21 protein-coding genes and 4 tRNA genes are annotated in these 25,450 nt (G+C 34.4%); 2 read left to right on the forward strand and 23 right to left on the reverse strand.

Annotated features, from left to right (window positions below):
- Positions 1 to 279: 279 nt before the first annotated feature.
- Together FND99_RS12760 and FND99_RS12765 are read right to left on the reverse strand one after the other, a co-directional pair.
- Positions 280 to 1,233, reverse strand: coding sequence for an AAA family ATPase (locus FND99_RS12760; RefSeq protein ID WP_144338349.1), 954 nt, complete (start codon positions 1,231 to 1,233; stop codon positions 280 to 282).
- A 77-nt stretch (positions 1,234 to 1,310) separates the two neighbouring features.
- Complete coding sequence (locus tag FND99_RS12765; protein ID WP_144338350.1) at positions 1,311 to 2,738, reverse strand: peptidylprolyl isomerase; 1,428 nt, start codon at positions 2,736 to 2,738, stop codon at positions 1,311 to 1,313.
- Positions 2,739 to 3,053: 315 nt separating this feature from the next.
- On the opposite strand from FND99_RS12765, the gene FND99_RS12770 reads away from it, so the two are divergent.
- Complete coding sequence (locus tag FND99_RS12770) at positions 3,054 to 4,646, forward strand: peptide chain release factor 3 (protein WP_144338351.1); 1,593 nt, start codon at positions 3,054 to 3,056, stop codon at positions 4,644 to 4,646.
- A 59-nt stretch (positions 4,647 to 4,705) separates the two neighbouring features.
- Here the strand turns inward: FND99_RS12770 and FND99_RS12775 are convergent, their stop codons facing one another.
- From FND99_RS12775 to FND99_RS12870, 20 genes are all read right to left on the reverse strand, one after another.
- Positions 4,706 to 5,467 (reverse strand): hypothetical protein, encoded by a 762-nt coding sequence (locus tag FND99_RS12775; protein WP_144338352.1) that lies wholly within the window; start codon positions 5,465 to 5,467, stop codon positions 4,706 to 4,708.
- A 337-nt stretch (positions 5,468 to 5,804) separates the two neighbouring features.
- Positions 5,805 to 6,116: a DUF3467 domain-containing protein gene (locus tag FND99_RS12780; RefSeq protein WP_008466913.1), complete on the reverse strand. Its 312-nt coding sequence runs from the start codon at positions 6,114 to 6,116 to the stop codon at positions 5,805 to 5,807.
- A gap of 10 nt (positions 6,117 to 6,126) precedes the next feature.
- Positions 6,127 to 10,434, reverse strand: a complete 4,308-nt coding sequence (rpoC, locus tag FND99_RS12785) for a DNA-directed RNA polymerase subunit beta' (RefSeq protein ID WP_144338353.1) — start codon at positions 10,432 to 10,434, stop codon at positions 6,127 to 6,129.
- Between the two features lie 252 nt (positions 10,435 to 10,686).
- A complete protein-coding gene (rpoB, locus tag FND99_RS12790) occupies positions 10,687 to 14,499 on the reverse strand; it encodes a DNA-directed RNA polymerase subunit beta (RefSeq protein ID WP_144338354.1) in 3,813 nt (1,270 codons plus the stop codon).
- A 266-nt stretch (positions 14,500 to 14,765) separates the two neighbouring features.
- Positions 14,766 to 15,137 (reverse strand): 50S ribosomal protein L7/L12, encoded by a 372-nt coding sequence (gene rplL / locus FND99_RS12795; RefSeq protein ID WP_026730429.1) that lies wholly within the window; start codon positions 15,135 to 15,137, stop codon positions 14,766 to 14,768.
- A gap of 91 nt (positions 15,138 to 15,228) precedes the next feature.
- Entirely contained in the window at positions 15,229 to 15,732 is a 504-nt protein-coding gene (gene rplJ / locus FND99_RS12800; RefSeq protein ID WP_144338355.1) for a 50S ribosomal protein L10, read from the reverse strand.
- A gap of 22 nt (positions 15,733 to 15,754) precedes the next feature.
- Positions 15,755 to 16,444, reverse strand: coding sequence for a 50S ribosomal protein L1 (gene rplA, locus FND99_RS12805; protein ID WP_012024013.1), 690 nt, complete (start codon positions 16,442 to 16,444; stop codon positions 15,755 to 15,757).
- 13 nt (positions 16,445 to 16,457) lie between these two features.
- Complete coding sequence (gene rplK, locus FND99_RS12810; RefSeq protein ID WP_144338356.1) at positions 16,458 to 16,895, reverse strand: 50S ribosomal protein L11; 438 nt, start codon at positions 16,893 to 16,895, stop codon at positions 16,458 to 16,460.
- 68 nt (positions 16,896 to 16,963) lie between these two features.
- Positions 16,964 to 17,515, reverse strand: coding sequence for a transcription termination/antitermination protein NusG (gene nusG / locus FND99_RS12815; protein WP_029273444.1), 552 nt, complete (start codon positions 17,513 to 17,515; stop codon positions 16,964 to 16,966).
- A gap of 10 nt (positions 17,516 to 17,525) precedes the next feature.
- The gene (secE, locus tag FND99_RS12820) at positions 17,526 to 17,723 is read right to left on the reverse strand and encodes a preprotein translocase subunit SecE (RefSeq protein ID WP_008466927.1); all 198 of its coding nucleotides are present in this window, start codon (positions 17,721 to 17,723) and stop codon (positions 17,526 to 17,528) included.
- Positions 17,724 to 17,742: 19 nt separating this feature from the next.
- Positions 17,743 to 17,813 (reverse strand) — tRNA-Trp (locus FND99_RS12825).
- Positions 17,814 to 17,870: 57 nt separating this feature from the next.
- A complete protein-coding gene (tuf, locus tag FND99_RS12830) occupies positions 17,871 to 19,058 on the reverse strand; it encodes an elongation factor Tu (RefSeq protein WP_109192121.1) in 1,188 nt (395 codons plus the stop codon).
- Between the two features lie 55 nt (positions 19,059 to 19,113).
- A tRNA-Thr gene (locus FND99_RS12835) sits at positions 19,114 to 19,185 on the reverse strand.
- Positions 19,186 to 19,251: 66 nt separating this feature from the next.
- Positions 19,252 to 19,332, reverse strand: a tRNA-Tyr gene (locus FND99_RS12840).
- Positions 19,333 to 19,447: 115 nt separating this feature from the next.
- Positions 19,448 to 19,521: transfer RNA gene (locus FND99_RS12845), tRNA-Thr, on the reverse strand.
- A 90-nt stretch (positions 19,522 to 19,611) separates the two neighbouring features.
- Positions 19,612 to 19,914 carry a ribosome hibernation-promoting factor, HPF/YfiA family gene (gene hpf, locus FND99_RS12850; protein ID WP_035652108.1) on the reverse strand — a complete coding sequence of 101 codons (303 nt, stop codon included), beginning with the start codon at positions 19,912 to 19,914 and terminating at the stop codon, positions 19,612 to 19,614.
- 35 nt (positions 19,915 to 19,949) lie between these two features.
- Positions 19,950 to 20,843 carry a tyrosine-type recombinase/integrase gene (locus tag FND99_RS12855; RefSeq protein ID WP_144338357.1) on the reverse strand — a complete coding sequence of 298 codons (894 nt, stop codon included), beginning with the start codon at positions 20,841 to 20,843 and terminating at the stop codon, positions 19,950 to 19,952.
- Between the two features lie 120 nt (positions 20,844 to 20,963).
- Positions 20,964 to 21,158, reverse strand: coding sequence for a 30S ribosomal protein S21 (rpsU, locus tag FND99_RS12860; RefSeq protein WP_115889621.1), 195 nt, complete (start codon positions 21,156 to 21,158; stop codon positions 20,964 to 20,966).
- 167 nt (positions 21,159 to 21,325) lie between these two features.
- Positions 21,326 to 22,468 carry an acyl-CoA dehydrogenase family protein gene (locus tag FND99_RS12865; protein ID WP_144338358.1) on the reverse strand — a complete coding sequence of 381 codons (1,143 nt, stop codon included), beginning with the start codon at positions 22,466 to 22,468 and terminating at the stop codon, positions 21,326 to 21,328.
- Positions 22,469 to 22,480: 12 nt separating this feature from the next.
- Positions 22,481 to 23,374 carry a ComEA family DNA-binding protein gene (locus FND99_RS12870; protein WP_144338359.1) on the reverse strand — a complete coding sequence of 298 codons (894 nt, stop codon included), beginning with the start codon at positions 23,372 to 23,374 and terminating at the stop codon, positions 22,481 to 22,483.
- A gap of 258 nt (positions 23,375 to 23,632) precedes the next feature.
- On the opposite strand from FND99_RS12870, the gene FND99_RS12875 reads away from it, so the two are divergent.
- Positions 23,633 to 25,138, forward strand: coding sequence for an amino acid permease (locus tag FND99_RS12875; RefSeq protein WP_144338360.1), 1,506 nt, complete (start codon positions 23,633 to 23,635; stop codon positions 25,136 to 25,138).
- Between the two features lie 84 nt (positions 25,139 to 25,222).
- On the opposite strand, the gene FND99_RS12880 is transcribed toward FND99_RS12875, so the two are convergent.
- On the reverse strand, positions 25,223 to 25,450 hold the full coding sequence (locus FND99_RS12880; protein ID WP_007810860.1) for a PspC family transcriptional regulator: 228 nt from the start codon (positions 25,448 to 25,450) through the stop codon (positions 25,223 to 25,225).

Below are 25,450 nucleotides of genomic sequence, written 5' to 3' on the forward strand. Positions count from 1 at the left end.
ATCAATTTTGTATTAAAAAAATGAATTATTGATATTTTAAAATCTTTTCATTAACAAAGTCGAAATTTGTTGTTATAAACTAAGTGAGATTTTACCTCTATTTTCACAAAGAATAGTTCTAAATAAGCATTTATAACGTTATAGTTGCCTTTTTTAACGACTTTTTTCAGTTGCTTTTTCAACCAACAAAAATTAAAAAACCACAACAAATCGATTTCATCTAAAACAAAAAAAACCTGATAAAATTTATCAGGTTTTTCATTTCTATTTTTAATGTTTTTACAACAGTTTCTCAATAATAACTTCTTCTGTTATTCCTTCAGCATCTGCTTTATAGTTCTTAATAATTCTATGTCGCAAAATTCCAACCGCAACGGCTTTTACATCTTCAATATCCGGAGAAAATTTACCATTAAAAGCGGCGTGTGCTTTTGCTGCCAAAATTAAATTCTGAGAAGCCCTTGGCCCCGCTCCCCAGTCCAAATAATTTTTCACAAAATCATTCGCCAGTTTATTATCGGGACGTGTTTTGCTCACTAATGTAACAGCATATTCAATTACATTATCAGCCACAGGAATTCTGCGAATCAAATGCTGAAAATCAATAATTTCTTGTGCAGAAAACAAAGCATTGATTGTTGTTTTGACATCAGATGTTGTACGTTTTACTACCTGAACTTCCTCTTCAAAAGTTGGATATTCTAATTTGATTGCAAACATAAAACGGTCTAATTGCGCTTCCGGCAACGGATAAGTTCCTTCTTGCTCAATTGGATTTTGAGTTGCTAAAACAAAATAAGGTAAATCTAATTTATAATTCTGTCCTGCAATTGTAACCGAACGTTCCTGCATTGCTTCAAGCAAAGCAGCTTGTGTTTTTGGCGGTGTTCTGTTGATCTCGTCAGCTAAAATAATATTAGAGAAAATTGGACCTTTGATAAACTTAAATTGCCTGTTTTCATCCAAAATTTCACTTCCTAATATATCTGATGGCATTAAATCTGGCGTAAACTGAATTCTTTTAAAATCTAAACCAAGTGCCTGAGACAATGTGTTTATCATTAACGTTTTTGCCAAGCCAGGAACTCCTACTAATAAAGCATGTCCTCCTGAAAATATACACAGTAAAATTTGATCAACTACTGCATCTTGACCTACAATTATTTTTGCTATTTCTGATTTTAACTCGTTTCGTTTTTGAACTAAATTATGAATTGCTGTTACGTCAGACATTTAAGTATGTTTTTAAATTAAAAAAGAGTTAGCTCTATGGATTCATAAAACTAACTCTTTTATTTATTTAATAAAAATTATTTTTTAAGCCAATTATTAGCAAAAGCACAGTCCCTGTATTCGCCAACAATTTTAATATAAGTATCTTTTATCTTAGCATCAAACCATTTTGCAATTGCATTAATCTGTTTTTCTTTTAATGCTAGATCTTTAATTTTTGTATAATCTAATGCGTAATCAGCAGTGTGCTCGTTAATTCTGTTTGTTACCGTGATTATTTTATATGTTTTTTTGCCTTTATCGTCTACATTTAAAAGTGGTTGAGAAATCTCATTATCTTTCAAATTTGAAACTTGGCCGTACAATTGCGGATCCATTTTTGTCAATTCAAAACGCGTATCCTGAGTATTCGGATTTATTAATGTACCGCCATTTGCTCTTGTTTCTTTTTCATCAGATTCTGTTCTGGCAGCATCAGCAAATGAAATCTCTTTATTTACAATTTTGTTGCGAATGTTTGTGATTCTTTCTTTTGCTTCTTTCAATGCGTCTTCAGAAACAGTTGGTGAAATTAAAATATGACGTAATTCAACTTCTTGTCCTTTAATTTTCTCAACCATAATAATATGGAAACCATAAATAGTCTCAAAAGGTTTAGAAATTTCACCTTCCTGCAAACTAAAAGCAACATCTTTAAACTCTTTTAGGAAAGGAGTTTTTCTTGTCATTTTATAATAACCTCCATTAGACGATGATCCTGGATCTTGCGAGTATAAAACGGCTTTTGTAGCAAAACTAGAACCATCAATAACATCTTGTCTGATAGCATTCAATCTATCGATAACTTTTTGTTTATCTTCTTTTGAAACTTTCGGCTCTACAACAATTTGTGCTACCTCCATTTCAGCTCCAAAAGTTGGCAACTCATCTTTTGGTATTTTCTTAAAGAAATTACGAACTTCTTCTGGCGTAATTTCAACTTCTTTAACGATTTTGTCTCTCATTTCTGAGGCTAATTTCTGTTCTTTCAAGATGTCAGCAAAATAAGTTTTGAATTCTTCAACAGAGCTTTTTTTGTAGTATTCAACAACTTTATTGATATCTCCAACCTGCTTTACCATATAATTCAAACGATCTTCCATCATTCCTCTGATTTCAGCATCGCTCACAATAATACTATCCTGAATTGCTTGGTGTGCATATAATTTATCTTCAAGAAGCTTACCTAGCATTTGGCATCTTGTAATGTCTTTTACAGAACCTCCCTGAGCAGTAATTTCTAAAAAGCCTTTATCAATATCTGAATCTAAAACAATATAATCTCCAACAGTGGCAATAATACCGTCAATTTTTTGTCCTCCAACATGAGGTTCAGCTGGCTTTTGCGCTACTGCATCTGGAATAATTTCCTGTGCTGAAACCATTGAGCTGAAAAAAAGTAAAAAACACATTGTCAATACAAGCTTGTAATCAATTGTTTTTAGCTGTAATTTTTTTAATAACATTATTCTAGATTTAATTTAAATGTAAAGATCTTGTTTTAGAATTATCATTTTTAAAAACTAAACTCTCAATTGCCCTATTTTCAAAGCTAAACTCGAAAAGCAGCAAACAATTAAGTTCTAGTTCTTTTACTTATAACGAACAAAAATAACAATTCAATTACATAATACAACTATCGCCTATACTATTAACAAAAAATTATAGAGATTGCCCATTAATTTTAAAATCATAAACTCATTCACAGATCCAAATTTAAGAAGTGAATATTTTTATATAGCCGTATTTAGTAGTACTTTTGCAACCTATTTATACGAAATATGAGCTTTTTAAAAGAAATACAACGCAGAAGAACATTCGGAATTATATCGCATCCCGATGCCGGTAAAACAACTTTAACTGAAAAATTATTATTATTTGGAGGTGCAATTCAAGAAGCCGGAGCTGTAAAAAACAATAAAATTAAAAAAGGAGCAACGAGTGACTTTATGGAAATCGAACGCCAAAGAGGTATTTCGGTTTCAACTTCTGTGCTTGCTTTTAATTATAAAGACAAAAAAATCAACATTCTTGATACACCTGGACACAAGGATTTTGCCGAAGACACTTTTAGAACTTTAACAGCAGTTGACAGTGTAATTGTTGTTATTGACGTTGCAAAAGGGGTTGAGGAACAAACTGAAAAATTAGTTGCAGTTTGTAGAATGCGTAATATTCCGATGATTGTTTTCATCAATAAATTAGATCGTGAAGGTAAAGATGCTTTCGATTTGATGGATGAAGTAGAGCAAAAATTAGGATTAAAAGTTACTCCTTTAAGTTTCCCGATAGGAATGGGTTATGATTTTCAAGGAATTTACAATCTTTGGGAAGAAAACATTAATCTTTTCAGTGGAGACAGCCGAAAAAATATCGAAGAAACAATCGCTTTTTCTGATGTTCAAAACAATCCTGAACTAGACAAGATTGTGGGTCAAAAAGCAGCTGAAAAACTTCGTGAAGAATTAGAATTGATTGATGAAGTTTATCCAAAATTTGAGCGTCAAGATTATTTAGATGGAAAAATCCAGCCTGTGTTTTTTGGATCTGCTTTAAATAATTTTGGAGTACGTGAATTGTTAGATTGTTTCGTTGCAATCGCGCCTTCGCCAAGACCAAAAGATTCTGAAACTAGAACGGTTGATCCTGCAGAAGAAAAAATGTCTGGTTTTGTTTTCAAAATCCACGCTAATATGGATCCGAAGCACCGTGACCGTTTGGCTTTTATTAAAATTGTTTCTGGAACTTTTGAAAGAAACAAACCTTATTATCACGTTCGTCAGAAGAAAAATTTGAAATTCTCAAGTCCGAACGCCTTTTTCGCAGAGAAAAAAGAAATTGTAGACATTTCATATCCAGGAGATATTGTTGGTTTGCATGATACTGGAAACTTTAAAATTGGAGACACTTTAACTGAAGGAGAAATAATGAGTTTCAAAGGGATCCCGAGTTTCTCTCCAGAACACTTTAGATACATCAACAACGCTGATCCAATGAAAGCCAAGCAATTGGAAAAAGGTGTTGATCAATTAATGGATGAAGGTGTGGCGCAGTTATTTACTCTAGAAATGAATAATCGTAAAGTAATTGGAACTGTTGGCGCACTTCAATATGAAGTAATTCAATATCGTTTAGAGCACGAATATGGTGCAAAATGTACTTATGAGAATTTCCCTGTTCACAAAGCTTGTTGGGTAAAACCTGATGATGCCAAAAACGAGGAATTCAAAGAATTTAAAAGAATAAAGCAAAAATTCTTGGCACATGATAAATATGGTCAGCTGGTATTTTTAGCCGATTCTGATTTTACGATTCAAATGACGCAAAGCAAATATCCAAGTGTAAAATTGTTCTTTACTTCAGAATTTGATTAATCTAATATATTGAAATATAAAAAAGGCTGTTTAATAAATTTTAAACAGCCTTTTTTATATCAGATTTCTGAAAATTTTTTCTGAGGCACATAATTAATTCCTAACCCGCCAAGAATCATTATTACGGCTTTTGAAAGTTCTTCTTTATTAATAATTATGTCCTGCAACAATACATTTCCCTTAACATTCTTTCTATTAAAAGGTATTGTTTTTGAAAGATAATAATCAGCCCCCTGAATAGTAATCTGGAGAGATTCTCTATCATCCAAAACAGTGATTGGTATTGAAAAATCGCCTGTTTTAGAATTTATTTTTACTCTCTCGCTAGATCCATTTACAGAAAGAGTCAAATTAGGAAATGTTTTTCTATTAAATGGCTGATTAGTTTTTGCTTCCAACAATCTACCTTTTAATGTAATCACAGCATCCTCCAGATTATTTTGATTAGACGCAACTTTACCAACTAAATAATTAGATGGATTAATACTTATTTCCGTTTTTACAGAATCCTTTTCCTGTCCTTCGACAACATTTGATGCTAGCAAAATAGATGCTGCTACCGCTGCATATTTTAAAGTATTCATTTTAGAAGTTTCAGTGTATACAAATTCTTCTTCCAATTGTGTCGTTTTCAATCGTGCACAGATGTTCTTATCTTTGTTTTCAACAATAAACTTGGCTATTTCAGAATTTGTCTTTTTACTCAAATCGATTACATTTTTCATACATGAATTACAAAATGATCCATGTGAATTTGGAGTCATTTTTTCAAAATTTTCAGAACAAGGATTTGCTATTTCTAAGGTGAATTTCTTTTTCATACAATACTCTCGTAAGTTAAAATCTTTCAAATTGATTTTTATTCATATAGAGTATCATTTTTATAAAAAGGTTGGAAAAGAGATCAAATATTTTCAAAAAAAATCGTATTGACATAAAAAAAAACGCTATAGTATTTATAGCGTTTCTTTTTATTTGAATTAACACAACCTTACTGAGTTATTATTCCCAAATAAATCTTTTCTAATTAGGTCCTACTAAAATACTTCAAACTTGAAGAAAAGAGAAATTTAGTCGATGAAATATGGATTATATCGGATAAAGTGCATTCCAAAAATTTGACACCAAAAAAAAGCCCCATTACTGGGGCTTTAAAATTTATGCTTGTCCCGCAGGACCAAAATTAAGCGGAATTGGTGCTTGTTCCGTTTCTTTGATTTCGCCGTGAGCAGCCTCAAATCTGTGGATATTTTCACCTATTGCGCGCAATAACCTTTTAGCATGTTGCGGTGTCAAAACAATTCTTGACTTTACCTTGGCTTTAGGAATACCTGGCATAATGCTCACAAAATCTAAAACAAACTCTGATGATGAGTGGTTGATAATCGCAAGATTAGAATAAATTCCTTCTGCGACAGTTTCGTCTAACTCAATATTAATTTGCTCCTGTTGTTGTTTCGGATTACTCATAGTTTCCTAATTAATAAATATATTCTTCTTTATTAGCCATCATTTCATTGTAATCATCTTTAGATCCTACGATTGTGTTATCGTATTCTCTCATACCAGTTCCCGCAGGAATTCTGTGTCCAACAATTACATTTTCTTTTAATCCTTCTAAATCATCTACTTTACCAGCTACAGCAGCTTCGTTAAGTACTTTCGTAGTCTCCTGGAATGAAGCCGCAGAAATGAATGATTTAGTTTGTAACGAAGCTCTTGTAATACCTTGAAGAACTGGCGTTGCAGTTGCAGTAATTACGTCTCTTGCTACAACAAGATTTTTATCATTTCGTTTCAACAATGAGTTCTCATCACGCAATTCACGAGGTGTAATAATCTGACCTGGTTTCAATACTGAAGAATCTCCAGCATCTTCAACTACTTTCATACCGTATAATTTATCGTTTTGAACGATGAAATCTTTAGTATGAATTAATTGGTCTTCTAAGAATAAAGTATCACCTGGATCCTGAACTCTTACTTTACGCATCATTTGACGAATAACTACCTCAAAGTGCTTATCATTAATTTTTACCCCTTGTAAACGGTAAACCTCTTGAATTTCATTTACCAAGTACTGTTGAACAGCAGCTGGACCTTGAATTCTTAAGATATCATCTGGTGTAATTGCACCGTCAGACAATGGAACTCCCGCTCTAACGAAGTCATTTTCTTGTACTAAGATTTGGCTTGAAAGTTTAACTAAATACTTTTTAACCTCGCCAAATTTAGATTCGATAACGATCTCACGGTTACCTCTCTTAATTTTTCCAAAAGATACAACTCCATCAATTTCAGATACAACTGCTGGGTTTGAAGGGTTACGAGCTTCAAGCAACTCCGTAATTCTTGGAAGACCTCCCGTGATATCGCCCGCTTTAGAAGAACGACGTGGGATTTTTACTAATACTTTACCTGCTTTAATTTTCTCACCGTTTTCAACCATTAAGTGTGCACCTACTGGTAAGTTGTAAGAACGAATCAATTCACCTTCTTTACCGTAAACTAATAAAGTTGGGATTAATTTTTTGTTTCTAGCCTCAGAAATTACTTTTTCTTGGAAACCAGTCTGCTCATCGATCTCAACCATGAACGATTGTCCTTGCTCTAAATCTTCGTAAGCAATCTTACCAGTAAACTCAGAAACAATTACACCGTTATATGGATCCCATTTACAGATTACAGTTCCTTTAGCAACAGTATCACCATCATTTACAAAAATACTAGATCCGTAAGGAATGTTATGCGTATTTAAAACAATTCCAGTTTTCTCGTCAACTAATTTCAACTCAGTTGAACGTGAAACTACGATATCAACAGAGTTACCTTCTCCGTCTTCCCCTTTAACTGTTTTTAAATCTTCAATTTCAAGTCTACCAGCGAATCTTGTAACAATACTAGATTCTTCAGAGATACCTCCAGCAACCCCTCCAACGTGGAACGTACGAAGTGTTAACTGTGTACCTGGCTCTCCAATAGACTGAGCTGCAATAACTCCGACAGCTTCACCTCTTTGTGTCATCTTACCAGTAGCTAAGTTTCTACCGTAACATTTAGCACAAATACCTTTTAAAGCTTCACAAGTTAATGGAGATCTAACCTCTACTTTCTCAATTGGAGAAGCTTCGATAGTTCTCATAATTGATTCTGTAATTTGCTCTCCAGATTTAACCATTACTTCGTTAGTAAGAGGATTGATAACATCTTGCAATGCAACACGTCCTAAAATTCTCTCTCCTAAAGATTCAACGATTTCCTCATTTTTCTTCAATGCAGCAACTTCAACACCTCTAAGAGTTCCACAATCTTCGATGTTAACAATAACATCTTGAGAAACGTCATGAAGCCTTCTTGTCAAGTAACCAGCATCGGCCGTTTTAAGAGCCGTATCCGCAAGACCTTTACGAGCACCGTGAGTAGAAATAAAGTACTCAAGGATCGAAAGACCTTCCTTAAAGTTAGAAAGAATCGGGTTTTCAATAATCTCACCACCACCAGCAGTAGATTTTTTAGGCTTAGCCATCAAACCACGCATACCAGTTAACTGACGAATCTGTTCCTTAGAACCCCTCGCCCCAGAGTCAAGCATCATATATACAGAGTTGAAACCTTGTTGGTCTTCTCTAATATTTTTCATTGCTAACTCTGTCAACTGAGCATTTGCTGAAGTCCATACGTCAATAACTTGGTTGTAACGCTCGTTATTTGTGATAAGACCCATGTTGTAGTTAGTTGAGATACCTTCAACTTGTTCTCTGGCATCTGCAATTAACTTAGTTTTTTGTTCTGGAATTCTAATATCACCTAAAGAGAATGATAAACCTCCTCTAAATGCAAATTTATAACCCATATCTTTCATATTATCCAAGAAAGCTGCCGTTGTAGGTACATCAGTCACACTTAAAATGTGTCCGATAATATCTCTAAGGTTTTTCTTAGTCAATACGTCGTTGATATATCCAGCTGCTTCAGGTACTACTTCGTTAAATAATACACGACCCGCAGTTGTTTGAATGATTTTGTACACTAATTCTCCAGCATCATTAAAATCTTTTGCTCTAATTTTAACACGAGCATTCAATTCTAATCTTCCTTCGTTTAATGCAATGTTTACTTCTTCAGCAGAATAGAAAGTCAAATCTTGACCTAAAATTTTGTGATCTTCTGTAGAAATACGCTCTTTGGTCATATAATATAGACCCAAGACCATGTCCTGAGAAGGTACAGTAATTGGAGCACCATTTGCAGGGTTCAAGATATTGTGAGAAGCCAACATTAATAATTGTGCCTCTAAAATAGCCTCTGGTCCTAATGGTAAGTGAACCGCCATCTGGTCACCATCGAAATCGGCGTTGAAAGCCGTACATACTAATGGGTGTAACTGGATCGCTTTTCCTTCAATTAATTTTGGCTGGAAAGCCTGAATACCAAGTCTGTGCAAAGTAGGGGCACGGTTCAGTAATACTGGGTGACCTTTAATTACATTTTCAAGAATATCCCAAACTACTGGCTCTTTTTTATCTATGATTTTCTTAGCAGATTTTACTGTTTTTACAATACCTCTTTCAATCAATTTACGGATAACGAAAGGTTTGTATAATTCAGAAGCCATATCTTTTGGCAATCCGCACTCATATAATTTTAACTCTGGACCAACAACAATTACCGAACGAGCAGAATAATCCACACGTTTACCAAGTAAGTTTTGACGGAAACGTCCTTGCTTACCTTTTAATGAGTCAGATAATGATTTTAATGGTCTGTTTGATTCTGTTTTAACAGCAGAAGCTTTACGAGTGTTATCGAACAATGAATCTACAGATTCTTGCAACATACGTTTCTCGTTTCTTAAGATAACTTCAGGAGCTTTAATCTCCATTAATCTTTTCAAACGGTTGTTACGGATGATCACACGACGATATAAATCGTTCAAATCTGAAGTTGCAAAACGACCTCCATCAAGTGGCACAAGCGGACGTAATTCTGGTGGGATAACTGGAACCACTTTCATGATCATCCATTCTGGACGGTTCTCGCGGTTTTCGTTAGACTCGCGGAAAGATTCAACAACTTGTAATCTTTTTAAAGCCTCAGTTTTTCTTTGTTTAGAAGTCTCGTTGTTAGCGCTGTGTCTTAATTCATAAGATAAAGCATCTAGGTCAATACGAGCTAATAAATCCATAATACACTCTGCTCCCATTTTGGCAACAAATTTATTTGGATCTAAATCATCTAAATATTGGTTTTCTTGTGGAAGAGTATCTAAAATATTCAAATATTCTTCTTCAGTTAAGAAATCTAATCTTTGCAAAGATTCTCCATCAGCATTTTTAGCAATACCAGCTTGGATTACTACGTATCTTTCGTAGTAAATGATCATATCTAATTTCTTAGATGGAAGACCAAGGATATAACCAATTTTGTTTGGAAGAGAACGGAAGTACCAGATATGAGCAATTGGCACAACAAGATTGATGTGTCCTACTCTATCACGACGTACTTTTTTCTCAGTAACTTCAACACCACAACGGTCACAGATGATACCTTTGTAGCGAATTCTTTTATACTTACCACAAGCACATTCGAAATCTTTTACTGGTCCGAAGATTCTTTCGCAGAAAAGTCCGTCACGCTCTGGTTTGTGAGTTCTATAGTTAATTGTTTCTGGCTTTAAAACCTCTCCTCTTGATTCTTTCAAGATAGATTCTGGTGAAGCCAATCCAATAGAAATTTTGTTAAATCTTTTTACTGGATTCTTATCTTTATTGTTTCTGTTATTCATCATAGTTTTTACTATTGATTTATTTGCAATTAAAAAATTGAATTTAGATTTATAATCTACTCTTAAAAAAAAAGAGTTAATCATTCAGCTACTACCTCGGGTTACTTCTCTAAACCTCAAATCTTATTTGAAGTGCTAGTTATAAAATGCCTTGCATTGTTATAAAAAATCGGAACGGTTTACGGGTATAAATCTTTAAAAACTTATTATAAATACTAAATAGAGACGCGATTAATCACGTCTCTACTTTTATTATTATTCTTCCAAACGAAGATCTAATCCTAGACCTTTCAATTCGTGCATTAATACATTGAATGATTCTGGTAAACCTGGTTCTGGCATAGTTTCACCCTTAACGATAGCCTCGTAAGTTTTAGCTCTACCAATAACGTCATCAGACTTAACAGTTAAGATTTCACGTAGTGTACTAGAAGCTCCATAAGCCTCAAGTGCCCAAACCTCCATCTCTCCAAAACGCTGACCTCCAAATTGAGCTTTACCTCCAAGTGGTTGTTGCGTAATCAATGAGTATGGTCCGATAGAACGTGCGTGCATCTTATCATCAACCATGTGTCCTAATTTAAGCATGTAAATTACACCCACGGTTGCTTTTTGTGCAAAACGCTCTCCAGTTCCACCATCATAAAGATATGTATGTCCAAAACGTGGTACATTAGCCTCATCAGTCAAAGCGTTGATCTCGTCAAGAGAAGCACCGTCGAAGATTGGAGTAGCAAATTTTCTACCCAAGTTCATACCAGCCCATCCAAGAACAGTCTCATAAATCTGACCAATGTTCATACGTGAAGGTACCCCAAGTGGATTCAATACAATATCTACCGGTGTTCCATCTTCTAAGAAAGGCATATCTTCATGACGAACGATTCTTGCAACAATACCTTTGTTACCGTGACGTCCTGCCATTTTATCACCAACTTTTAACTTACGTTTTTTAGCGATATAGATTTTAGCCAATTTCAAGATTCCAGATGGTAATTCATCCCCAACTGTAATAGTAAATTTCTCTCTTCTTAAAGATCCTTGTAAGTCGTTCAGCTTAATTTTATAGTTATGAATCAAATCATTAACCATTTTATTTGTAGCATCATCAGCAACCCATTGACCTTTGCTTAAGTGAGCAAAATCCTCTACTGCGTAAAGCATTTTTTGAGTATATTTTTTACCTTTTGGTAAAACTTCTTCACCCAAATCATTCATTACACCTTGAGATGTTTTTCCGTTAACGATCAAGAATAATTTTTCAACTAATCTGTCTTTTAATTCAACAAATTTAGTTTCGAATTCCATTTCCAAAGCGCCTAAAGCATCTTTATCCTGAGTACGTTTACGTTTATCTTTTACGGCTCTTGCAAATAATTTTTTGTCAAGAACTACACCATGTAAAGATGGAGAAGCTTTTAATGAAGCATCTTTTACATCACCTGCTTTATCTCCGAAGATTGCACGAAGCAATTTCTCCTCTGGAGTAGGATCTGATTCTCCTTTTGGTGTAATTTTTCCGATAAGAATGTCGCCAGGCTTAACCTCTGCTCCAATTCTGATCATACCGTTTTCATCTAAATCTTTAGTAGCTTCTTCAGAAACGTTAGGAATATCGTTTGTTAACTCTTCATTTCCTAACTTAGTATCTCTAACCTCTAATGAATAATCATCAACGTGGATAGAAGTAAAAATATCATCACGAACTACTTTTTCAGAAATTACAATCGCATCCTCGAAGTTGTATCCTTTCCATGGCATGAACGCAACTTTTAAGTTTCTACCTAAAGCTAATTCTCCATTTTGAGTAGCATATCCTTCAGACAATACTTGGCCAGGAACAACTCTGTCACCTCTTCTTACGATTGGTTTCAAGTTGATACTTGTACCTTGATTGGTTTTTCTAAATTTAATTAAATTGTACGTTTTCTCATCAGCATCAAAACTAACCATTCTCTCGTCTTCTGTACGATCGTATTTAATAGTAATGATATTAGCATCTACGTATTCAACAGTACCATGCCCTTCAGCATTGATTAATACTCTTGAATCTGAAGCTACCTGACGCTCTAAACCTGTACCTACAATTGGTGCTTCAGGACGGATCAAAGGAACTGCCTGACGCATCATGTTCGATCCCATCAACGCACGGTTCGCATCATCATGCTCCAAGAAAGGAATCAAAGATGCAGAAATCGAAGCGATCTGGTTAGGAGCAACGTCTGTATAATGTACTGAACTTGGTTCAACAACTGGGAAGTCACCCTCTTCACGAGCAATAACGTTACTAGCTGTAATTTTACCTGAAGCATCCATTTCGATGTTTGCCTGAGCAATCATTTTACCTTCTTCTTCTTCAGCACTTAAGTAAACTGGAGTACTTTCTAAATCAACTACACCATTTGTTACTTTACGGTATGGAGTTTCAATGAATCCCATTCCGTTAACTTTTGCATAAACACCAAGAGATGAAATCAAACCAATGTTTGGTCCCTCAGGAGTTTCAATCGGACATAAACGACCATAGTGAGTATAGTGAACGTCACGAACCTCGAAACCAGCTCTCTCTCTCGAAAGTCCACCTGGTCCAAGTGCAGAAAGTCTTCTTTTGTGTGTAATCTCAGCTAATGGATTCGTTTGATCCATAAATTGAGATAACTGGTTAGTACCAAAGAAAGAGTTGATAACTGATGATAATGTTTTAGCATTAATCAAATCAATTGGTGTAAACACCTCGTTATCTCTAACGTTCATTCTCTCACGAATAGTTCTAGCCATACGTGCTAAACCAACACCGAATTGTTGAGACAATTGTTCACCAACTGTTCTAACACGACGGTTTGATAAGTGATCAATATCATCAATCTCTGCTTTAGAGTTGATCAACTCGATCAAATATTTTACGATTGTAATAATATCCTCTTTAGTAAGCACTTGCTTATCCATAGGGATATCTAAATCTAATTTTTTGTTCATTCTGTAACGACCAACTTCACCTAAGTTATAACGTTGATCAGAGAAGAACAATTTATCTATAATACCACGAGCAGTTTCCTCATCAGGCGGTTCAGCGTTACGCAACTGACGGTAAATGTGCTCTACAGCTTCTTTTTCAGAGTTTGTTGGATCTTTTTGTAACGTGTTGTGAATAATAGCATAATCTGCTTGATTATTATCCTCTTTATGCAACAAAATAGATTTTACATTAGAATCGATGATCTCTTCAACATTATCTTTGTCGATAATTGTATCACGATCAAGGATGATTTCGTTACGCTCGATAGAAACTACTTCTCCAGTATCCTCATCAACGAAATCCTCGTGCCATGTATTCAAAACACGTGCAGCAAGTCTTCTTCCAATATATTTCTTAATACCAGTTTTAGAAACTTTAATTTCTTCAGCTAAGTCGAAAATTTCAAGGATATCCTTATCTCTTTCGAAACCGATAGCACGGAATAAAGTTGTTACAGGTAATTTTTTCTTTCTATCGATATATGCGTACATTACGCTGTTGATATCAGTAGAGAATTCTATCCAAGAACCTTTAAAAGGAATTACTCTTGCAGAATAAAGTTTAGTTCCATTTGCGTGGAATGACTGTCCAAAGAAAACCCCAGGAGAACGGTGTAATTGTGATACTACAACACGCTCGGCACCATTGATTACAAAAGTACCACTTGGAGTCATGTAAGGGATTGTTCCAAGATAAACATCTTGTACAATTGTTTCAAAATCTTCGTGTTCTGGATCTGTACAGTATAGTTTTAACCTAGCTTTTAAAGGCACACTATAAGTAAGACCTCTCTCTATACATTCTTGAATTGTATAACGCGGCGGATCAACAAAATAATCTAGGAATTCCAATACAAAGTTGTTTCTTGTATCTGTAATTGGGAAGTTTTCCATGAAGGTGTTGTATAACCCTTCGTTGCCTCTTTCGTCAGATTTCGTTTCTAATTGAAAGAAATCTTTAAAAGATTTAACCTGAACATCAAGAAAATCTGGATAGTCAGGGATATTTTTTGTAGAGGCAAAATTCAATCTTTCAGTCTGATTTGTTATCATCAATGGACAAAATTTTGATTAAAAAAAAGTAATTTTTTTGTGTAAAAACACACTGTTTAATCTATACTTTCTTATTATAATCAATACATCTTTAAAAATTAATTCTATAAACTAAGTCTAATTTTCTTTCTTCGTATTGATCAAAAACTTTTTCGTATTTTAAACTATGGGATAATAAAACTTAATATATTTTATTATACGAAAAATGGTTTAGACTCTTGGATGTTTCCATCCAAGGTCTAAACCTAGTTCTAAACTGCGTTTTGTTATTTTAACTCAACAACAGCTCCAGCTTCTTCTAATGCTTTTTTAAGACCTTCAGCCTCTTCTTTAGAAACACCTTCTTTAACGTTGCTTGGAGCACCGTCAACTACATCTTTAGCTTCTTTAAGACCTAAACCTGTAAGTTCTTTAACTAATTTTACAACTGCTAATTTAGAAGCACCAGCTTCTTTTAATACAACTGTAAATTCAGTTTGTGCTTCTTCAGCAGCACCTTCTCCACCACCAGCAGCAACTACTACAGCTGCAGCAGCAGGCTCGATACCATACTCGTCTTTTAATATTGTTGCTAATTCGTTAACTTCTTTAACTGTTAAGTTAACTAATTGTTCTGCGAATTGTTTCAAATCTGCCATTTTTCTATCGTTTAAAATGATTTGTAAAAATATAATTTAATTATTGTGCGCTAATTAAGCAGTAAAGAAGCAACCTTCTTTACATTCAAAATTACTCTGCTCCTTCTTCTTCGCTACCAGCGAATTTGTTTTGTAAAGCAGAAATAATTCTTTGAGCTGGAGATTGTAATAATCCAATGATTTCTCCAATAAGCTCTTCTTTAGATTTAATTGTAGCTAATGCATCTAATTGATTATCTCCGATATATACTTCAGAGTTGATGTAAGCTCCTTTTAAAACTGGTTTATCAGATTTCTTACGGAAATCTTTGATAATTTTTCCAGGTGCATTTGCAACATCAGAAATAAAGATAGCACTGTTACCAGTTAAAACTGTTGGTAAATCACCATAATCATTAGCAGAAGCTTCCATTGCTTTTGCAAGCAAAGTATTCTTAACTACTTCTAATTTGATACCAGCTTTAAAACAAGCTCTACGTAAGTTTGAAGTTGTCTCTGCGTTTAAACCAGAAATATCAGATACATAAATGATATTTGTCCCAGCTAACTGCGCAGTTAAATTTTCAATCGCGATTGATTTTTCTTCTCTAGTCATACTAAAAATTTTTAACTACCAATTATACTGCTTTTGGGTCTAATGCAATAGCAGGACTCATAGTGCTTGTAAGGTGAATACCTTTAATGTATGTACCTTTAGCAGCAGTTGGTTTAAGTTTTATTAATGTTTGAATAATTTCGTGTGCGTTGTCAACAATTTGCTCAGCTCCAAAAGAAACTTTACCAATTCCTGCGTGAACGATACCAGTTTTATCAACTTTAAAGTCAATTTTACCAGCTTTAACCTCTTGAACAGCTTTTGCAACATCCATAGTTACAGTACCTGTTTTAGGGTTTGGCATTAAACCTCTAGGTCCTAAAATACGACCTAATGGACCTAATTTACCCATAACAGCCGGCATAGTGATGATAACATCAACATCTGTCCAACCGTCTTTAATTTTTTGAAGGTAATCGTCAAGACCAACGTGATCTGCTCCAGCTTCTCTTGCTTCAGCCTCTTTATCTGGAGTAACCAATGCTAATACTTTAACATCTTTTCCTGTTCCGTGAGGTAAAGTTACCACACCTCTAACCATTTGATTCGCTTTTCTTGGATCAACACCCAAACGAACTGCGATATCAACAGACTCATCAAATTTTGCAGAAGCAACAACTTTTAATAATGCAGCAGCATCCTTAAGAGAGTATAATTTGTTCTTTTCAATTTTTGAAGCAGCCTCTTTTTGCTTTTTTGTTAATTTTGCCATGTCTTTTTCTTAATTAAAAAGGAGCGTCTCCTGATACAGTTATACCCATAGATCTAGCTGTTCCAGCAACCATACTCATTGCAGCCTCAATAGTGAATGCATTTAAGTCTGGCATTTTGTCATCAGCAATTGCTCTAATTTGTTCCCAAGTAACACTAGCTACTTTTTTACGATTAGGCTCACCAGAACCAGATTTTAGCTTTGCAGCTTCCATTAACTGAACTGCTGCTGGAGGAGTCTTAACAACAAAATCAAATGATTTGTCTTTGTACACAGTGATTTGCACTGGACAAATTTTGCCAGGTTTATCTTGAGTTCTAGCATTAAATTGCTTACAGAACTCCATGATGTTTACCCCAGCAGCTCCTAAAGCAGGTCCAACCGGTGGCGACGGATTCGCAGCACCTCCCTTAACTTGTAGTTTAACTACCTTACTAATTTCTTTAGCCATTTTTAAAAAATTTAACACCACAATCAATTGGAAGCGATTGCGATGGATATTATATATGTAACAAAAAATTATACTTTTTCAACTTGCATAAAACTTAATTCCAATGGTGTCTTTCTTCCGAAAATCTTAACCATAACCTCAAGTTTACGCTTTTCTTCATTTATTTTTTCAACTGTACCATTAAATCCATTAAAAGGACCATCGATCACTTTAACAGTTTCACCTAAGTTGAATGGAATTGCGCGAGTATCTGTATTTACAGCTAACTCATCTACTTTCCCTAACATACGATTTACTTCCGAAAGCCTTAAAGGAACAGGTTCCCCTCCTTTAATCTCTCCTAAAAATCCAATTACACTTGTAATAGATTTAATAATATGAGGTATCTCACCAACTAAATTGGCTTCGATCATAACATATCCAGGAAAATAAACTTTATCCTTAGACATTTTTTTTCCTTCTTTTACAGTAACTACTTTTTCTGTAGGCACTAAAACTTGAGAAACATAATCACCCATACCTAATCTGGCAATCTCAGTTTCGATGTAAGCTTTGACTTTATTTTCTTGTCCGCTTACAGCTCTAACTACATACCATTTTTTCACATTATTATCTGCCATCACAAAAAATTTATCCTTTTAACCAGTTAAAAAATCCAGCCAAAGCTTTTGCAAAAAATTCGTCTACTCCCCATGTTGCCAAAGCAAATAGAATCGAAAATACAGCCACAACAATTGTCAATTTTTGAACCTCAGCCCAAGCTGGCCAAGTAACATTTGACTTTAACTCCTCGAAAGCCTCTGATAAATAATTAGTAACTTTTGTCATTTGATATATTTTTTTATTGCACGGGCGGAGGGATTCGAACCCCCATCAACGGTTTTGGAGACCGCTATTCTACCCTTGAACTACGCCCGTAATTAAAGCCAGTGATTTCAATTAAGAAAATCACTGGCTTTTTTTATTATTATAGAATTACTCTACGATTTCAGTAACCTGACCAGCACCAACTGTTCTACCACCTTCACGGATAGCAAAACGTAAACCTACGTTCATAGCGATTGGGCTTAATAAAGCAACTTCAATAGTTAAGTTATCACCTGGCATTACCATCTCTACACCTGCTGGTAAAGTAATAACCCCTGTTACGTCAGTTGTACGTACGTAGAACTGTGGACGGTAGTTATTGTGGAATGGAGTGTGACGTCCACCTTCTTCTTTTTTCAAGATATAAACCTCAGCTTTGAATTTAGCGTGTGGTTTTACTGAACCTGGCTTAATAATAACCATACCTCTTTTGATATCAGCTTTATCAATACCTCTTAACAATAAACCTACGTTATCTCCAGCTTCACCTCTGTCAAGGATTTTACGGAACATCTCAACTCCTGTAATAGTAGAAGTTAATTTTTCAGCTCCCATACCAATGATTTCAACAGGATCTCCAGTATTAGCAACTCCAGTTTCGATACGACCTGTAGCAACAGTTCCACGACCTGTAATTGTAAATACGTCCTCAACTGGCATCAAGAATGGTTTAGCAACGTCACGTACTGGCTCTTCGATCCAGTTATCAACAGCTTCCATTAATTCAATGATTTTAGGAACCCAGTTTGGATCATTGTTTAATCCTCCTAATGCAGAACCTTGAACTACAGGACCATTATCTCCATCATATTCGTAGAAAGATAACAAATCTCTAATTTCCATTTCAACAAGCTCTAACAACTCAGCATCATCAACCATATCCACTTTGTTCATGAAAACAACGATTCTTGGAATACCAACCTGACGACCTAAAAGGATGTGCTCACGAGTTTGTGGCATTGGACCATCTGTAGCAGCAACTACTAAGATAGCTCCGTCCATTTGAGCAGCACCAGTAACCATGTTCTTTACGTAATCCGCGTGACCTGGACAGTCAACGTGAGCGTAGTGACGGTTAGCTGTTTCATACTCTACGTGTGATGTATTAATAGTAATACCTCTTTCTTTCTCCTCTGGAGCGTTATCGATTTGATCAAACGATTTTGCTTGACAGTAACCAGCATCTGACAATACTTTTGTAATTGCAGCAGTTAATGTAGTTTTTCCGTGATCCACGTGTCCAATTGTACCTATGTTTAAGTGCGGTTTGGAACGATTAAAATTCTCCTTTGCCATTTTACTTAATTTTTAATCTTAGTTATATATTAATTTTCAATTTCCTACTTACTTGAGCCAATGTCGGGATTTGAACCCGAGACCTCTTCCTTACCAAGGAAGCACTCTACCCCTGAGCTACACCGGCAGAGAGTTCTGATTTTAGATTTTTCTTGAATTCTGTTTTCAGATTAAAAACCTAAACTTCTTTTTGTGGGGAGAGCAGGATTCGAACCTGCGAAGTTCACACAGCAGATTTACAGTCTGCCCTCGTTGGCCGCTTGAGTATCTCCCCAGATGATTTGTAATTTTGTTATTTAGATTTCTGAAAACCTTTTTTTTCAATCACAAATAATTGTTTTTCAGTATTTTACAAGAACATGTTTCAAATCGCATTTGAAATATTTTTGAGCCGATAGAGGGACTCGAACCCACGACCTGCTGATTACAAATCAGCTGCTCTAGCCAGCTGAGCTACATCGGCGAATACATTAAAAAAGTCCGCTATTTCTAACGGACTGCAAATGTAGCTATTTTATCTTTGAATCAAAACATTTTTTGAAAAAAATTTCAATTATATGTGTGCTCTGATTTTTTCTTTCCTTTTTACTAGTAAACGTTCTAATGATTCTGCCGAAAGCTCAACCGCCTCCTCAAATGTTTTGCACTGCTTTTTTACCAAAAAATCATCTCCCGGAACATTAATCTTTATCTCTACTGCTTTATTCTCCTTATCACTTGTTCTCTCCACTTTTAAAAAAACGTCTGACGACACCACTCGGTCGTAATATTTTTCTAACTTATCCATTCTTTCCTGAATAAAATCCACCAACTTTCTGTCAACAGTAAAGTTAACTGCATGAACATCTACCTTCATAATATTAATTTTAGGGTTAAACATTTCAGAAACTATTATTTATTTCGAGGATGCGCATCATTATATGCCTTTTTAAGCTCCGCCAGACTATTATGAGTATACACTTGTGTCGACGCCAAACTCGAATGCCCTAACAATTCCTTAACTGAATTTAAATCTGCTCCATTATTTAACAAGTGAGTTGCAAAAGTATGCCGAAGCACATGCGGACTTTTTTTCACCTTTTCAGAGACCCTACTAAAGTAAGAATTTATTAATCGATACACAAAAGATTCACTCAATTTTAATCCTTTTTTCGAAATAAAAAAATAATCCGCATCTGATATATTTTCAACAAAAGAACGCTCATTCAAATACACCCTAATCCCACCTACAACAACAGGAAGGATCGGAATAATTCTTTCCTTATTTCGCTTCCCCAAAACCTTAATAGCACCTGAAGACAAATCAACATTATAAAGCATTAAATTTATCAGCTCCGCCCTACGCATTCCTGTCGTATAAAACAAATCAACAATCAACTTATCCCTTATCTCTTCAAAACCAACCGAAGAATCAATCTCTTGCATCAAATCACCCAATTCTTTTTCCGAAAATGGAATCTGGACATTTTTAGGCGTTTTTAAAGCTTTATGCTTCAACATAGGATTCACATCAATTTGTTTTGTTTTAAGAAGAAATTTATAAAACGCCTTTAAAGAAGACATTTTTCTATTTACCGAAACATTCGAAATACCCTCATCAACCAAAAAAACTATCCAACTTCTTATCTGACTATAATTAACACCTTCAACCCCGTCTTGCTCAAACCGCAACTTATTAAATTCTTCAAAAGAAAAAATATCATTCAAGTATGCAGCGACCGTATGCGACGAATATTTTTTCTCTAGTTCAAGATAATCCTGAAATGCATCTTTATTTGCTTTCATCAAAACCAATATTTTTCTTTTACACCATAAAAACAGAGTCATTTCAAAATTAAGCATAAAAAAACCGTTAGCAGTCAATTTCTTGATCACTAACGGTAATTATTTTTAAAAAAGCTGATATTAACTTTCTAAACTATCTCTCAAGCCTTGAATGTAAGCCGCTTTTTGAATTTGAGCTCTTTTGATAACAGATGGCTTAATAAAAGCAGTACGTGCTCTTAATTGACGAACAGTTCCTGTTTTATCAAATTTTCTTTTATAGCGCTTTAATGCTCTATCGATATTTTCTCCGTCTTTAATTGGTATAATTAACATAATATAGACACCTCCTCTCGTTAAGGCTGCAAATGTAAATATTAATTATGAATTATCAATTATAAATTATGAATTATTTTTTATTGCAAAATGTTGACATGTAAAAAATGAGATGCATTTTCGTGATTTTACCCGAGACGCTTACCTTTTTAAACTTTTCGCAAAATCTATTCTTTCAATAAATTCCTTGAGATAACCAATTTTTGAATTTCGGTTGTTCCCTCTCCTATTGTACATAATTTTGAATCTCTATAGAATTTTTCTACTGGAAAATCCTTAGTATATCCATATCCGCCATGAATTTGAACTGCTTCATTTGCTATTTTCACGCAAGCCTCTGAAGCGTACATTTTTGCCATTGCCCCCAATGTTGTAACGGGTTTATGAACTTCTTTCAAATAAGCTGCTTTATGAAGAAGAAGTTCTGAAGCTTCGATTTCAGTCGCCATGTCCGCCAACTTAAACGAAATACCTTGAAAACTGCTGATTGGTTGACCAAATTGATATCTTTCCTTTGAATATTTCAATGCAGCCTCATATGCACCTTTTGCAATACCTAGTGATAAAGCTCCAATAGAAATTCTTCCACCATCTAAAATTTTCATTGCCTGAACAAATCCATCACCTATCTCACCTAATCTATTGGCATCTGAGACACGGCAATTATCAAAAACCAATTCGGCTGTTTCACTCGCACGCATCCCTAATTTATTTTCTTTTTTACCAGACGAAAAACCTACCATGCCTTTTTCTAAAATAAATGCTGTCATTCCCTTAGAATCCCCTTTTTCACCAGTTCGCACAATCACGACAGCTACATCTCCTGATATAGCATGCGTAATAAAATTCTTTGCCCCATTAATAACCCAAGAATCTCCATCTCTAACTGCAGTAGTATTCATACCTCCGGCATCAGATCCTGTATTGTGTTCTGTCAAGCCCCAAGCTCCAATGTATTCGGCAGTTGCCAGTTTTGGCAGGTATTTTTTCTTTTGTTCTTCGTTTCCAAAAGTCAAAATATGATTGGTGCATAATGAATTGTGTGCCGCAACAGACAAACCTATAGAAGGATCGACTTTTGATATTTCTTCTATAACAGTAATATATTCATGATACCCCAATCCGGAGCCTCCAAATTCTTCTGGCACTAAAACTCCCATAAAACCCATTTCGCCTAACTTTTTAAACAGCGGAACAGGAAAAATTTGAGCTTCATCCCACTCCATAATATTAGGTCTAATGTTTTTTTCTGCAAATTCTTTAATAGACTGGGCAATCATTGACTGCGTTTCGTTATAATCAAAATTCATTGTTGGCTTTTTTTAGAACTCCAAATATAAACTAATTATTTTTGCTTTTTCAACAGGAAAATCTTTAATTTTTATCAAATCCTCAATATTATCGATTTTTCCATTCATACTTCTATATGTAATAATTTGCTTTGCCAATGCATATTTAAAATATGGAAACTGCGAAAGCTCTTTTAATGACACATCATTTATTGGTATCTTTTTCAAATCTCTTGGAATGGTAATCTTAAAATGTGAATTCAATTGCGAAACAACTTCTGGCGACAATCCCCATATGTCATTCATTTGCTCCATAGAAACAAAAGCTCCCAACAGTTCTTTTTGCTTCAAAATCCGCAAAGACAAAGCATCACCGATACCATAAATTTTTACTAGGTCTTCTTGTGAAGCCTGATTAATGTCTAATAAAGCAATTTTTCCACTTTTAAAATCAGGTTTCCGGTAGTCTTTTTTCTCATTTTTAAAATTTGAATTTGATTTATTATGAGTCCAATCAGGAAATTTAAATAACGGAGATATTTTTTCCAGCAAAGAATCCGAAACCTTAGTCACTTCTTGAAATTCTTCAGCCGAATTCACATATTTATTTTCTTTTCGAAATGCCAGCAATCGATCGATTTCTGCAACCGACATTCCTAACTTATAACCCTTATAATCTGAAATGAAATTAGGATTAAAAGAATATTGCATTGGCTTTTTATCTTTTTGAATTTGCTTGAGAGAATCAACTTTAGATTGCAGCGAAATCCATTGTTCTTTTTCTGGAAAAAATTTCTCAGTCAAATTAAAGTCAATTGCGAAATATAGGATTTCCAAAATAATTATAATTATAAAAAGCCCGACTATTCCAGTACGCTGCTGAGATGTAAATTGAAAATACGATTTTAATGGCCAATAATTTTTCATTAGTATGTTTTCCTTATTTCAAAGACAGGTCAAAAGTATAAATTTAACAAGTAAATTACTAAATAAAATTTTAAAAAGAAATTATATTTAATAAAAGTAAAACACAATTAAATTGAGGAATTCAAGGCCTCAAAGTTAGTTTCACATTACTTTTCTGAATATTTTAAACATTTTATAACTTAAAACTCGATAATTGTTTTTATTTTTTACAAAAAACAATACATTTGGAGCTTAATAACAATAAACCAATATAATTATATGTCAATTTGGAGAGTTAAACCTATATCTGCTTTTGAAGCCGATATGAAAAAAAGTGATTTAAAAAGAGTTCTTACAAGATGGGGATTGACCTCATTAGGGATTGGAGCAATCATAGGTGGTGGAATTTTTACCTTAACCGGAATTGCCGCTCATGATTATGCCGGTCCAGCTTTGGCTCTATCGTTTGTTATTGCTGGTATAGGCTGTTTATTTGCTTCACTTTGTTATGCTGAATTTGCATCAGTATTGCCTGTTGAAGGATCAGCATATGCATATGCATACGGAACAATCGGTGAAATTTTTGCGTGGTTCATAGGATGGAATTTAATTCTGGAATACATGATGGGAGCCACAACTGTTGCCGTCGCCTGGAGCGGTTATTTTGTCAAATTAATACATTTATTTGGCATTGAGTTTCCAATTTGGCTCTGCAACGATCTTGCAACTGCAACAGAAAAAATCATTGAACACAATAAAGCTTTTCCTAACGACTTAATCGATATTCCAACATTTGCATTCAATTTACCGGCATTTGTAATTACATGGATCGTTACAGCAATCCTTATAAAAGGTATTAAAGAAGCTGCAAGTACAAACAATATTATTGTAATTGTTAAAATAGCTGTAGTTCTTTTTGTAATTATTTGTGGTGCGTTTTACATCAACGTAGAAAACTGGCATCCGTTTATTCCAACAGAGGTTCCTGCATTAGACTCTCTTGGAAATGCTACAGGAAAAATGAATTTTGGATTCGGAGGTGTTTTAACTGCTGCAACAATTGTATTTTTTGCTTACATCGGTTTTGATGCTGTTTCAACTCAAGCGGGTGAAGCAATCAATCCTAAAAAAGATGTACCTTTTGCAATTATTGCATCATTAGTAATCTGTACTATTCTTTACATTCTTGTATCATTAGTATTAACAGGGATGGTTCATTATGATCAATTAGACAAAGCAGCTCCAGTAGCATCTGCTTTTAGTGAAAATGGATTAACATGGGCCGTGTTTATTATCACAATTGCAGCAACAGCAGGTTTAACTTCTGTAATGCTAGTTATGATGTTAGGTCAGACTCGTATTTTCTTAGGAATGTCTAGAGATGGTTTACTTCCTCCATTCTTCAGCAAATTACATACTAATTTCAAAACTCCATATAAAAGCACTTTCTTAGTGGGAACAATTATTTCAATTGTTGCTGCACTTACTCCAATTGAAAAAGTAAGTGAAATGTGTAGTATGGGAACATTATTAGCGTTTGGAATGGTTTGCGTTGCGGTAATGATCTTGAGATATAAAAAACCAGAATTAGAAAGACACTACAAAACACCTGCTGTATACCTAGTTGGAACTTTAGGAGTATCTTTCAATTTATTTTTAATGACACAAGTAAGACATGAAACTTGGATCGCATTTTTATGCTGGGGAACTTTAGGTCTTATCGTTTACTTTGCTTACAGCAAAAAAAGAGCTAAACTAAACAGTCCAGAAACGGAAAATGAATAATTGATTACTTAAATCAAAATAAAAAAAACCTGTTCAAAATATTGAACAGGTTTTTTTTTATGCTTTTCTAAATCTTAGTTTAAATTACAAATCAAATACTGAAGTTCTTTTAGCTCTAATTAAATCCTTTAATCTTATCCAAAAGGCAAGTGTCAAATAAACTCCAAATCCTAAACCTGCGGTAACAAAGGATATATAAATAAAAAACAATCGCACACTTGTAACACGCATTCCTAATTTATCTGCAAGACGAGACGAAACATGAAATCCGTATTTTTCAAAGAAAAATTTAAGTTTTAAAATTGCCGACAT

It is taken from the genome of Flavobacterium daemonense, assembly GCF_007341385.1.
Lineage (GTDB): Bacteria > Bacteroidota > Bacteroidia > Flavobacteriales > Flavobacteriaceae > Flavobacterium > Flavobacterium daemonense.